Consider the following 13,307-nt stretch of genomic DNA (forward strand, 5'->3'; position numbering starts at 1 on the left):
ATGTTAAGGGTCTACCACTCAAATCGTCTGGATGTGCTGGAAGCGCTGATGGAATTTATCGTTGAGCGTGAGCGGCTCGACGATCCGTTTGAGCCTGAAATGGTGCTGGTGCAGAGCACCGGTATGGCACAATGGCTGCAGATGTCGCTTTCCCGTAAATTTGGCATCGCGGCGAATATCGATTTTCCGCTTCCCGCGAGCTTTATCTGGGAGATGTTTGTCCGCGTGTTGCCTGACATCCCGGAGCAGAGCGCGTTTAACAAACAGAGCATGAGCTGGAAGCTGATGGCGCTTTTGCCAGATATGCTCGCGCATGATGAGTTTGCCATGCTGCGCCACTACCTGCATGACGATACCGACAAACGCAAGCTGTTCCAGCTGGCATCACGTACCGCGGATCTCTATGACCAGTATTTAGTGTATCGTCCGGAATGGCTGACTCGCTGGGAGGCGGGTGAGTTAGTGGAAGGTCTGCCGGAGGCGCAGGTCTGGCAGGCGCCGCTGTGGAAAGCGCTGGTGGAGCATACCGAAAAGCTGGGTCAACCCAAGTGGCACCGTGCGAACCTCTACCAACGGTTCATCTCCATACTGGAAAATAGCACTGACCGACCGGCCCGGCTGCCCTCCCGCGTATTTATCTGCGGTATTTCCGCCTTGCCACCCGTCTATCTGGATGCGCTGAAAGCGCTCGGAAAACACACCGACATCCATATTCTCTTTACTAACCCTTGCCGCCATTACTGGGGTGACATTCAGGATGACCGGTGGCTTTCGCGGCTTGTGACGCGCCAGCGGCGACGTCTCTTTGAAGAACGCACGGTGCCCTTGTTTAAAGACAGTGCCTCTGCCGCGCAGCTTTTTGATGAGCAGGGCATTCAGAACCTGCCTAACCCGCTGCTTGCCTCATGGGGCAAGCTGGGCCGGGACTACATTCATATGCTCTCTGATATCACCTCGTCAGGCGAAGGCGACGTGGATGCGTTTGTTGAAATCACGCCGGACAGCCTGCTGCACAATATCCAGTCCGATATTCTGGATCTGGAAAATCGCGCGGTGATGGGCGTGACGGCCGAAGAATTTGAACGCAGCGACACGAAACGGAGACTGGATCCCGACGATCGCAGTATCACGGTGCATGTTTGCCACAGTGCGCAGCGTGAAGTCGAAGTCCTGCACGATCAGTTGCTCGCCATGCTACAGGACGATCCTGACCTGACACCGCGTGATATCGTGGTGATGGTGGCGGATATCGACAGCTACAGCCCCTTTATTCAGGCCGTTTTCGGCAGTGCGACGGGAGAGCGCTACCTACCTTATGCCATCTCTGACCGTCGGGCTCGCCAGTCTCACCCGGCCTTGCAGGCATTCGTTACCCTGCTGTCACTGCCCGACAGCCGCTTCATTTCCGAAGATGTCCTGGCATTGCTCGATGTCCCCGTGCTGGCCGCTCGTTTCAACATTAACGAAGAGGGGTTGCGCTACCTTCGTCAGTGGGTAAACGAGTCTGGCGTACGTTGGGGGATCGATGACGACAACGTACAGGAGTTTGAGCTTCCCCCTACCGGGCAGCACACCTGGCAGTTTGGTCTGACGCGTATGCTGCTGGGGTATGCCATGGAAAGCAGCCAGGGCGAGTGGAACGAGGTCCTGCCTTATGATGAGTCCAGCGGGCTCATCGCGGAGCTTGTCGGGCATTTAGCCTCGCTGCTGATGCAGCTTAACCGCTGGCGACGTGCGCTAATGCAGCCGCGTCCGCTGGAGGAGTGGCTGCCGGTTTGCCGGGAACTGCTCAATGATTTCTTCCTGCCGGACAGTGACACGGAAGCCGCAATGGCGCTGATTGAAACACAGTGGCAGGCGATAGTCGATGAGGGGGTGAACTCCCACTATAACGAAGCGATCCCGCTTTCGCTTCTGCGGGATGAATTGACCCTGCGCCTCGATCAGGAGCGTATCAGCCAGCGCTTCCTTGCCGGGCCGATCAATATCTGCACGCTGATGCCCATGCGTTCCATTCCCTTCAAAGTGGTGTGTCTGCTTGGTATGAATGACGGTGTATATCCGCGAGCCCTGCCGCCGCTGGGCTTTGATCTCATGAGCCCGGCACCGAAGCGGGGCGACCGTAGCCGTCGTGATGATGACCGCTACCTCTTCCTTGAGGCGCTTATTTCCGCGCAGAACAAGCTTTACATCAGTTATATCGGTCGGTCGATTCAGGACAACAGCGAGCGTTTTCCCTCTGTTCTGGTGCAGGAACTGGTGGACTATATCGGACAGAGCCACTACCTGCCGGGGGATGAAGAACGTAACTGCGATGAGAGCGACCAGCGGGTGAAAGCGCATATCACCTGTTGTCACAGCCGTATGCCGTTTGACCCGATGAACTACGTCGCCAGCGAATTGCAGAGCTATGCCCAGGAGTGGCTGCCCGCGGCGAAAAAAGAGGGGAAGGCGCACAGTGATTTCATTCAGGAGCTCGACGCGCGGCCCATTGAAACCCTGACCTTCGAACAACTGCAGCGGTTTTGGGCGCATCCGGTACGCGCCTTCTTCCAGCAGCGGTTGCAGGTAAATTTCCGCTCGGAAGAGAGCGAAATTCCTGACGCAGAACCGTTTACGCTGGAAGGGCTGGAACGTTATCAGTTAAACCTCCAGCTGCTGAATGCGCTGGTGGAGCAGGAAGATGCTGACAAACTGTTCCGCCGCTATCGCGCTGCGGGGCAATTACCGTATGGTGCGTTCGGGGAGATCGTCTGGGAGGCGCAGTGCACAGAGATGAAGGCGCTTGCCGAGCGTGTTATCGAATGCCGACAGCCGGGAACAAGCCTTGAAATCGACCTCAACTGCAACGGTATCCAGCTGACGGGCTGGCTGACGCAGGTTCAACCGGACGGGCTGCTGCGCTGGCGGCCTTCCATGCTGAGCGTTTCACAGGGTTTGCAACTCTGGCTCGAACATCTTGTCTACAGTGCTGGCGGTAACCAAGGTGAAAGTCGGATGTTTGTACGCAAGGAGGGCGAGTGGCGTTTCCCGCCAATGGAGCCGGAGCAGGCGTTACATTACTTGTCCTTGTACATTGAAGGTTACCGTCAGGGGATGAACAAGCCGCTGCTGTTACTGCCTGAAAGTGGCGGGGCGTGGATAAAAGCCTGTTATGACGCGCAGAATGATGCGATGTTAACGGATGACGTTTCACTGCAGAAAGCGCGGAGTAAATTTGTTCAGGCCTGGGAAGGTAACATGATGGTCCGTGGTGAAGGCGATGATGTCTGGTATCAACGGTTATGGCGAACGCTTGAGCCAGAATACTTTGAGACCATCACGGAAGAGGCACAACGTTACCTGTTACCGTTGTTCAAATTTAATCAGTCCTGAGCGCTGTATAAAAATTGCGCAGCAAAGGGTGTTCATTTATGATGCACCTGCTATCACGGACTGATGTACAGAAAGAAAGAGATGCTGGCGTGTCCAGCACGAAGTTTGTTAATGATGTAGCCGTGATAAAGAGGTCGTTAATGCCAGGCAGCACCTTGTTCAAAGCGTTTGTTTTGTTTGTCGCCCTTTGGGCTCCCGTCACTCAGGCAGACTCCGGTTGGCAACCCGTTCAGGAAACTATCCGTAAGAGCGAAAAAGATACCCGTCAGTATCAGGCTGTCCGCCTTGATAACGGGATGACCGTGCTGCTGGTTTCCGATCCGCAGGCGGTGAAATCCCTCTCGGCGCTTGTGGTACCCGTTGGGTCGCTGGAAGATCCCGAAGCGCACCCGGGTCTTGCGCATTATCTGGAACATATGACGCTGATGGGGTCCAAAAAATACCCCCAGCCGGATAGCCTCTCCGAATTTCTGAAAATGCATGGCGGCAGCCACAACGCCAGTACGGCACCGTATCGGACGGCGTTTTATCTGGAAGTCGAAAATGATGCGCTGGAAGGGGCGGTGGATCGTCTCGCCGATGCCATTGCCGCACCGCTGCTGGATAAAAAATACGCTGACCGTGAACGTAATGCCGTCAATGCTGAATTGACCCTGGCCCGTACGCGAGACGGTATGCGCATGGCGCAGGTGAGCGCCGAAACCATCAACCCGGCGCACCCTGGATCCCGTTTTTCCGGGGGTAACCTCGAGACGCTGAGTGACAAACCAAACAGCCCGGTGCTTGATGCGCTGCACGCGTTTCGCGACAAATACTACTCCGCAAACCTGATGAAAGCGGTTATCTACAGCAACAAACCGTTGCCAGAACTGGCTGCCATGGCGGCGCAGACCTTTGGACGGGTACCAAATAAAAACATCGACCTGCCGCAGATAAACGTACCGGTTGTCACCGACGCGCAGAAAGGGATCGTGATCCACTACGTGCCCGCACTGCCGCGCAAGGTGTTACGCGTTGAGTTCCGCATTGATAACAACACCGCACAGTTCCGCAGTAAAACGGATGAACTGGTCACCTATCTTATTGGTAACCGTAGCCCGGGAACGCTTTCTGACTGGCTGCAAAAGCAGGGGCTGGTGGAAGGGATCCGTGCCGACTCCGATCCAGTGGTTAACGGCAACAGCGGTGTGCTGGCGATTTCCGCCACCCTGACCGACAAAGGGCTGGCGCACCGTGATGAGGTGGTCGCGGCTATCTTCAGCTATCTCTCGTTGCTGCGCGATAAAGGCGTCGATAAACGCTACTTTGACGAACTGGCACACGTGCTGGATCTCGATTTCCGCTATCCGTCCATTACCCGCGACATGGACTATGTTGAGTGGCTGGCGGATACCATGATCCGCGTGCCGGTTGAACATACCCTGGACGCGGTCAACATTGCCGACCAGTACGACGCTGAGGCGATAAAAGCGCGCCTGGCAATGATGACCCCACAGAATGCCCGCATCTGGTACATCAGCCCGAACGAGCCGCATAACAAAACGGCCTATTTCGTGGATGCCCCTTACCAGGTGGATAAAATCAGTGAGCAAACGTTCGCAAACTGGCAGAAAAAGGCCAGCGAGATCGCGTTGAAGCTGCCGGAGCTGAATCCCTACATCCCGGATGATTTCTCCCTGATTAAAACCGCGAAAGCGTACCCACACCCGCAGCTTATTGTTGATGAGCCAACGTTGCGCGTGGTGTACACCCCAAGCCACTACTTCGCCAGCGAGCCAAAAGCCGATGTCAGCGTTGTTCTTCGCAACCCGAAAGCGATGGATAGCGCCAAAAATCAGGTGATGTTTGCGCTTAATGACTATCTGGCCGGTATCGCGCTTGACCAGCTCAGCAACCAGGCCGCGGTGGGTGGAATCAGCTTCTCTACCAACGCCAATAACGGACTGATGGTCAATGCAAACGGCTATACCCAGCGTCTGCCTCAGCTGTTCCAGGCGTTGCTGGAGGGCTATTTCAGCTACACGCCAACGGAAGAGCAGTTTGAGCAGGCGAAGTCCTGGTATGCGCAGATGATGGATTCCGCTGAGAAAGGCAAGGCGTACGATCAGGCGATTATGCCGGCGCAGATGCTGTCGCAAATCCCTTATTTCCAGCGTGAAGATCGCCGGGCGCTGCTGCCATCCATCACATTAAAAGAGGTGTTGGCCTACCGCGACGCGCTGAAAACTAACACGCGTCCGGAGTTTCTTATCGTCGGCAACATGAGCGAGGACCAGGCCAAAACGCTGGCAGAGAACGTACGTCAGCAGCTCGGTTCAAAAGGCGACGAGTGGTGCCGTAACCAGGACGTGCTGGTTGAGAAAAAACAGAATGTGATTTTTGAAAAAGCAGGTAACAGCACGGATTCCGCGCTGGCCGCCGTGTTTGTTCCTACGGGCTATGATGAATTTGCCAGCTCTGCGCAGAGTGCCGTTCTGGGACAAATTATACAGCCGTGGTTCTACAATCAGCTGCGCACAGAAGAGCAGCTTGGCTACGCGGTCTTTGCATTCTCCATGAACGTTGGCCGCCAGTGGGGGCTGGGTTTCCTGCTGCAGAGCAGCGATAAACAGCCCGCTTATCTCTGGCAGCGTTACCAGGCTTTCTTCCCGCAAGCGGAAGCTAAACTGCGAGCCATGAAGCCGGATGAGTTTGCCCAAATCCAGCAGGCCGTCATCGCGCAGGTGATGCAGCCGCCTCAGACGCTGGGTGAAGAAGCATCCCAGCTGAGCAAAGATTTCGATCGCGGTAATCTGAAATTTGATTCGCGTGATAAAGTAGTGGCCGAGATAAAACAGCTGACGCCTCAGAAGGTTGCCGACTTCTTCCATCAGGCGGTGGTTAAACCGCAGGGAATAGCCATTCTGTCTCAGGTTTCTGGTAGCCAGAACGGAAAAACGGACTACGTTAACCCGAAAGGCTGGAAAATCTGGAAGAGCGTCAGCGCCCTGCAGCAATCTATGCCCTGGAGTAAGAAAGAATGACCGACACCGCTGAGTCCCTTGATCCCTTACGTTTACCTCTGCAGGGTGAACGATTGATTGAAGCCTCAGCGGGAACGGGAAAAACCTTCACCATTGCCGCGCTTTATCTGCGTCTGTTGCTGGGGCTTGGCGGCCAGGCCGCTTTTCCGCGTCCGTTAAGCGTGGAGGAGCTGCTGGTGGTGACCTTCACCGAGGCCGCCACCGCTGAGCTGCGCGGCCGTATCCGTGCCAATATTCATGAACTGCGTATCGCCTGTCTGCGCGAAAGCACGGATAACCCTCTCTACGCGAGCCTGCTGGAAGAGATTGCCGATAAACAGCAGGCCGCACAGTGGCTGCTTCTGGCTGAACGGCAAATGGACGAGGCATCTGTCTTCACCATCCACGGTTTTTGCCAGCGCATGCTGAGCCTGAATGCGTTTGAATCCGGCATGCTGTTTGAACTGCAGCTTATTGAAGATGAGTCTGAGCTTCGCTACCAGGCCTGTGCTGATTTCTGGCGTCGCCACTGCTATCCGTTACAGCGGGACATCGCCGAAGCGGTACATGCGTTGTGGAAAGGCCCTGAGGAGCTTCTGCGCGCCATTGAGCGCTATCTGCAGGGGGAGGCCCCGGTCATTAAATCTCCACCGCCTGCGGATGAAACGCTGGCCTCGCGCCATGAAAAAATCGTCGCGAAGATTGCAGCCGTTAAGCAAAAATGGATTGAGTCTGTCGGCGAGATCGACGCCATTATCGAAAACTCCGGGATCGACAGGCGCAAGTTTAACCGTGGCAATCAGGGGAAATGGATCGATAAGATCACTGCCTGGGCGCAGGAAGAGACGCGCGGTTACCAGCTCCCGGATGCGCTGGAAAAATTTTCCCGGCGTTTTCTGGTTGAGCGAACCAAAGCCGATGGCATTGTCCCAGAACACCCGCTGTTTGTTGAGATTGAAACCCTGCTGGCAGAGCCATTAACCCTTAACGACCTAATGATCACCCGCGCCATGGCGGAGATCCGTGAAGCGGTGTCGCGTGAGAAACGCCGCCGGGGTGAGCTGGGTTTTGACGATATGCTAAGTCGCCTGGACGCGGCGTTGTGCAGTGAAAATGGCGAGGCGCTTGCCGCCGCCATCCGCACGCGCTTTCCGGTGGCGATGATTGACGAATTTCAGGATACCGATCCCCAGCAGTACCGCATTTTCCGCCGCATCTGGCGACAGCAGCCCAACACGGCACTGTTGCTCATTGGCGATCCCAAACAGGCCATTTATGCCTTCCGTGGCGCGGATATTTTCACTTACATGAAAGCCCGCAGCGAGGTTGAAGCGCACTACACCCTGGACACCAACTGGCGCTCCTCGCCGGGGATGGTGGAGAGCGTCAATGCGCTCTTCAGCCGCATGGATTCGGCGTTTATGTTCAGGGAGATTCCCTTCCAGCCGGTAAAGTTCGCCGCCAGAAATGCTTCGTTGCGCTTTGAATTCAACGGCGTGAACCAGCCCGCCATGAATTTCTGGCTGCTGGACGGCGAGGGGTGCGGCGTTACGGACTATCAACATGCGATGGCTCAGCACTGCGCCGCGCAGATCCGGGACTGGCTCAGCGCAGGTACGCGCGGTGAGGCGTTGCTTTGGAAGGGGGACACATCAGCCCCGGTAAAAGCATCCGATATTACGGTGCTGGTGCGCAGCCGTCAGGAGGCGGCGCTTATCCGTGATGCCCTGACGTCACTGAACATCCCGTCCGTGTATCTCTCTAACCGCGATAGCGTCTTTGAAACGCTGGAAGCGCAGGAGATGCTGTGGCTGCTGCAGGCCGTGCTGGCGCCGGAGCGGGAAAGCACCCTTCGCAGCGCGCTGGCAAGCAGCATGCTGGGACTGAACGCGCGCGATATTGATGCGCTAAATTGCGACGAAGCCGCCTGGGATGCGGTGGTCGAAGAGTTTGTGCAGTACCGCGAGCGCTGGCAAAAACGCGGCGTGATGGCGATGCTGCGTGAACTGATGAGGCAGCGTCACATTGCCGAGAATATGCTCGCCACAGCGGGCGGCGAGCGCCGTCTGACCGATATTTTGCATATCAGCGAACTGTTGCAGGAGGCGGGCACGCAGCTGGAGAGCGAGCATGCCCTGGTGCGCTGGCTGGCGCAGCAAATTGCCGATCCGAACAGTAACTCGTCGAGCCAGCAGATGCGTCTTGAGAGTGATAAACACCTGGTGCAAATCGTCACCATTCACAAGTCGAAAGGCCTGGAGTATCCGCTGGTCTGGCTGCCGTTTATCGCCAATTATCGGGTGCAGGATCAGGCTTTTTATCACGATCGCGAGTCGTTCGAAGCGGTGCTCGATCTCAGCAAAGCTGAGTCCAGCGTAGAACTGGCCGAGGCCGAGCGCCTGGCGGAAGATTTACGCTTGCTCTATGTGGCCCTGACCCGCTCGGTCTGGCACTGCAGTCTGGGTATCGCTCCGCTATTCCGCCGCCGTGGCGAAAAGGCAGGCGATACCGATTTTCATCTGAGCGCGCTGGGCAGGCTGATTCAGCTTGGTGAGCCAAAAGATGCTGCCGGGCTGCGTCAGTGTATTGAAACACTGTGCGGGGAACATATTGCCCTGCATATCCCGTCGCAACCCGATAACAGTCGCTGGCAGCTGCCAGAACAGCAGACAACCGACCTGCAGGCCCGGCAGATTACGCGAACCGTTGCAGACGACTGGCGCGTGACCAGCTATTCCGGTTTACAGCAGCACGGGCAGAGCATTGCGCAGGATCTGATGCCTAAGCTTGACGTGGATGCCGCAGGTACCGGCAGTGTGCCGGATGAACCGGTGCTGACCCCTCATCAATTTCCGCGCGGCGCGTCACCGGGCACATTTTTACACAGCCTGTTTGAAGAGCTGGATTTCACGCAACCTGTCTCTGAGGAGTGGGTGCTGAAAATGTTGCAAAGCGGCGGCTACGACGCGCAATGGCAGCCGGTGCTCAGCGAATGGATCACCGCTATCCTTCACGCCCCGCTCACGGCACAGGGTGTTTCGCTCAGCCAGCTGACCGCCAGAGATAAGCAGGTGGAGATGGAGTTTTATCTCCCCATCGCCAGCCCGCTAAGAGCCGAGGCACTGGATGCGCTGATCCGCGAGCACGACCCGCTATCCGCCGGTTGCCCGCCACTTAACTTCCGTCAGGTTCAGGGGATGCTGAAGGGCTTTATCGATCTGGTGTTCCGCCATGAAGGGCGTTACTACCTGTTGGATTACAAATCGAACTGGTTGGGTGAAAACAGCGAAGCCTATACCCAACAGGCGATGGCCTCTGCCATGCAGATGCATCGTTACGATCTGCAGTACCAGCTGTATACCCTGGCGCTGCATCGCTATCTGCGTCATCGCATTGCAAATTACCGCTACGAAGACCATTTTGGCGGGGTGATTTACCTCTTCCTGCGCGGGGTGGATGCCGCCGATCCGCAGTCTGGTATTTTTAGTACGCGCCCGGACGCGGCACTGATTGAGAAAATGGACAGTTTATTTGCCGCAGGCACGGAGGAGTTGGCATGACGATGCAGGAATTACTGCTGGAAGCCGTAGAACAGCGTTTACTGCGCCATCTTGATGTGCAGTTCGCCATCATGGTGGCTGGCGAGCAGCCGGCCGTGATGCTGGCTGCCGCTATCCTGAGCAACGACGCGGGGGAAGGGCATGTCTGCCTGCCGCTTTCGCGTCTGGCCATTGATGAGAAAATGCCTGCGGCTCTTCAGTCCTGTTTTGCCCTGCTAGGCGAGTCGGTAGACTGGCAGAGCGTTTTGCTAAGCTCTCCTGCTGTCAGCAGAGCTGATACCCAGACGCCCATGATCCTCATCGGCGACCGGTTGTACCTTAACCGGCTGTGGCGTAATGAACTGACGGTAGCGCGCTTTTTCAGCGAGACAAATGCGCCGCTTCCCTGTGAAGAAGCGCGGCTCCGGCAAACGCTGGATGCCCTGTTTACCTCAGATGAGGCGACAGACTGGCAGAAAGTGGCGGCGGCCGTTGCCTTAACGCGGCGGATCTCGGTGATCTCGGGCGGACCGGGCACGGGTAAAACTACCACCGTGGCAAAACTGCTTGCCGCGCTGATTCAGCTGTCGGGTGAGCAAAAATGCCGTATTCGCCTGGCGGCACCCACCGGCAAAGCGGCGGCCAGGCTGACGGAGTCGTTAGGCGGCGCGCTGCAAAAACTGCCGCTCACGCAGGAACAGCTTGCGCTTTTCCCCAATGAAGCCAGTACCCTGCACCGGCTACTGGGCGCCCAGCCGGGCAGCCAGCGCCTGCGTTATCACGCCGGAAACCCGCTGCATCTTGACGTGCTGGTGGTGGATGAAGCGTCGATGATCGACCTGACGATGATGTCGCGGCTGATTGACGCCTTACCTCCCCACGCGCGCGTAATTTTCCTTGGCGATCGTGACCAGCTTGCCTCGGTGGAAGCCGGGGCCGTACTGGGCGATATCTGCACCTATGCGAGTCTTGGGTATACCGCGGAACGTGCTGAGGAGTTAGCCCGCCTCACTGGATGTTCGCTCGCAGCCGAAAGTCAGTCTCTCGCGGCGGCGCTGCGAGACAGCCTCTGTCTGCTGCAAAAAAGCTACCGTTTCGGGAGTGATTCCGGCATTGGCCAACTGGCGGCGGCCGTGAACAGAGGGGATCGGCATGCGACCAGTGCCGTTTTTGACGGCAGCTTCAGTGATATTGAGAAGAAATCGCTGCAAACCGGGGAAGAGTATCAGGCGATGCTGGATGATGCCCTGCTGGGCTATCAGCACTTCCTGACGAGCGTGCAGCAGCAACATACGCCTGCGCAGGTCATTGCCGCGTTTGGCGAGTATCAGCTGCTGTGTGCGCTGAGGGAAGGGCCTTTTGGCGTCAGCGGCCTCAACGACAGGCTTGAGCAACTGCTTGCGCAAAAGCGCAAAATCACCCGCACGCCGCATTCACGCTGGTACGAAGGTCGGCCAGTGATGATCTCCCGTAACGATAGCGCGCTGGGGTTGTTTAACGGCGATATTGGCATTGCGCTTGATCGTGGACAGGGTCTACGCGTCTGGTTCCTGATGCCGGACGGAAGCGTGAAGTCTGTGCAGCCCAGTCGCTTGCCTGAACATGAAACAGCATGGGCGATGACGGTACACAAGTCCCAGGGCTCGGAGTTCAACCATGCGGCGTTGATCCTGCCCACCCAACTTTCACCCGTGATTACCCGCGAGCTCATCTACACCGCCATCACCCGCGCGCGTCAGCGCTTGTCGCTCTATACCGACGAGCGCGTGCTGGTGCAGGCGATTGCCACCCGTACAGAACGGCGAAGCGGCCTGAGCGCGATATTTGAGTCCCTCTGAATGAGGTGAGAAAGAGAGGCCGGGTCGGCGCAACGCCACCCGGCGAAGGAGCTGTTATCCCAGGTCGGCCATCAGCACCTTTGAGCGGCGTTGATAGTTGTACATCTCTTTTTTACTTTCAGGCAGCAAATCAATATCCACAGGCGTAAATCCGCGCTCCTGGAACCAGTGAATGCTGCGCGTGGTCAGGACGAACAGCTTGCTCAGGCCCATCTGGCGCGCCTGAGCCGCCACGCGCTCAAGCAGCATCTCGCCGCGTGAAGAGCTGCGGTAGTCTGGATGGACGGCAACGCAGGCCATTTCGCCGATCTTCTCCTCCGGGAACGGATAGAGCGCGGCGCAGGCGATGGTCAGATTATCGCGCTGGATAATCGTAAATTTGTCGATCTCCATTTCCAGCTGTTCGCGGGAACGGCGTACCAGGATCCCTTGCTGCTCCAGCGGGCGAATTAACTCCAGAATACCGCCGATATCGTTAATGGTGGCGCGGCGGATCTGCTCCGCGCTCTCCATTACAATCTGGGTGCCGATACCGTCGCGGGAGAACAGCTCCTGCAGAAGGGCACCGTCTTCCTGATAGCTGATGAGATGGCTGCGACGCACGCCGCTGCGGCAGGCTTTCACAGCACCGCGCAGGAACCGGACGGTACCAGAGTAGTAATCTCCCTCGGCTTCCAGCGCTTCCACGCGGGCCTGGGCCTCATTCGGGAAGAGCTCTGGCACGATCACCCCTTCTTCGTTCACGACGCCCTGAGAGGAGCAAAACCCAATCATTTTCTCCGCCTTCAGTTTGATCGCCAACTGGGTGGCAATCTCTTCTGAAGTGAGGTTAAAGCTCTCGCCGGTTACGGAAACGGCCACCGGCCCCATCAATACAATGGCACCGCTGTCCAGTTGACGATGAATGGCTTCCTCATCAATACGACGAATGCGTCCGCTGTGGCAATAGTCCACCCCGTCGTCCACGCCGAGAGGCTGAGCGATGATGAAGTTACCGCTGACGACGTTGATATGTGCCCCCTGAAGCGGCGTGTTGTTCAGGCTCATGGACAGACGCGCGGTGATATCAAGCTGCAGCAGACCCGCTGCCTGTTTCACCAGCTCAAGGGTTTTGGCATCCGTAACGCGGGTATGTTTGTGATAAATCGGCTCGTGATGGTGTGCGGCCAGGTTCGCATCGATCTGCGGACGCGCACCATACACCACCACCAGGCGGATGCCGAGGCTGTGCAGCAGGCCAATGTCATTGACGATGCTGGAAAAGTTTTCATGCTCAATGGCTTCGCCGCCGAGCATGATGACAAACGTTTTTCCCCGATGGGCGTTGATATAGGGAACAGAATGGCGGAATCCCTGGACCAGTTCGGTTCTACGTTCCTTCACCATGGCACAACCCTTAATGAATGTTTATTCGTAATTTCTGTATTTTTATTCGATTGTGGCCGCATGTGCAAGCCTAAATTTTCTGCGACCCACAGAAAATAATAAGTAATCCGTGCGTTAACGTATGATTGTTTACCCTTTTATAGATGACAGTTTATGCGTCATTCGTT

The 13,307-nt window shown here is 56.8% G+C and carries 5 protein-coding genes; 4 read left to right on the forward strand and 1 reads right to left on the reverse strand.

What is annotated here, in order from left to right; translation table 11 throughout:
- From recC to recD, 4 genes are all read left to right on the forward strand, one after another.
- On the forward strand, positions 1 to 3,375 hold the full coding sequence (gene recC / locus HX884_RS02925) for an exodeoxyribonuclease V subunit gamma (protein WP_178327629.1): 3,375 nt from the start codon (positions 1 to 3) through the stop codon (positions 3,373 to 3,375).
- Positions 3,376 to 3,515: 140 nt separating this feature from the next.
- Positions 3,516 to 6,398, forward strand: a complete 2,883-nt coding sequence (gene ptrA / locus HX884_RS02930; RefSeq protein ID WP_013098545.1) for a pitrilysin — start codon at positions 3,516 to 3,518, stop codon at positions 6,396 to 6,398.
- Positions 6,395 to 9,937: an exodeoxyribonuclease V subunit beta gene (gene recB, locus HX884_RS02935; RefSeq protein ID WP_178327630.1), complete on the forward strand. Its 3,543-nt coding sequence runs from the start codon at positions 6,395 to 6,397 to the stop codon at positions 9,935 to 9,937. Before ptrA ends, recB begins: the two co-directional genes overlap by 4 nt.
- Entirely contained in the window at positions 9,934 to 11,754 is a 1,821-nt protein-coding gene (recD, locus tag HX884_RS02940) for an exodeoxyribonuclease V subunit alpha (protein ID WP_139936791.1), read from the forward strand. The genes recB and recD overlap by 4 nt, the downstream gene beginning before the upstream one ends.
- Before the next feature lie 54 nt (positions 11,755 to 11,808).
- On the opposite strand, the gene argA is transcribed toward recD, so the two are convergent.
- The gene (gene argA / locus HX884_RS02945; protein ID WP_013098542.1) at positions 11,809 to 13,140 is read right to left on the reverse strand and encodes an amino-acid N-acetyltransferase; all 1,332 of its coding nucleotides are present in this window, start codon (positions 13,138 to 13,140) and stop codon (positions 11,809 to 11,811) included.
- Positions 13,141 to 13,307: the final 167 nt, after the last annotated feature.

It is taken from the genome of Enterobacter sp. SECR19-1250 (assembly GCF_013391025.1).
In the GTDB taxonomy this organism is placed as follows: Bacteria; Pseudomonadota; Gammaproteobacteria; order Enterobacterales; family Enterobacteriaceae; genus Enterobacter; species Enterobacter cloacae.

Excerpts from the sequence above, each read along its gene's own strand:
- recC (WP_178327629.1), top strand. The coding sequence starts at position 1 with ATGTTAAGGGTCTACCACTCAAATCGTCTGGATGTGCTGGAAGCGCTG.
- ptrA (WP_013098545.1), top strand. The coding sequence starts at position 3,516 with ATGCCAGGCAGCACCTTGTTCAAAGCGTTTGTTTTGTTTGTCGCCCTT.
- recB (WP_178327630.1), top strand. The coding sequence starts at position 6,395 with ATGACCGACACCGCTGAGTCCCTTGATCCCTTACGTTTACCTCTGCAG.
- recD (WP_139936791.1), top strand. The coding sequence starts at position 9,934 with ATGACGATGCAGGAATTACTGCTGGAAGCCGTAGAACAGCGTTTACTG.
- argA (WP_013098542.1), bottom strand. The coding sequence starts at position 13,140 with ATGGTGAAGGAACGTAGAACCGAACTGGTCCAGGGATTCCGCCATTCT.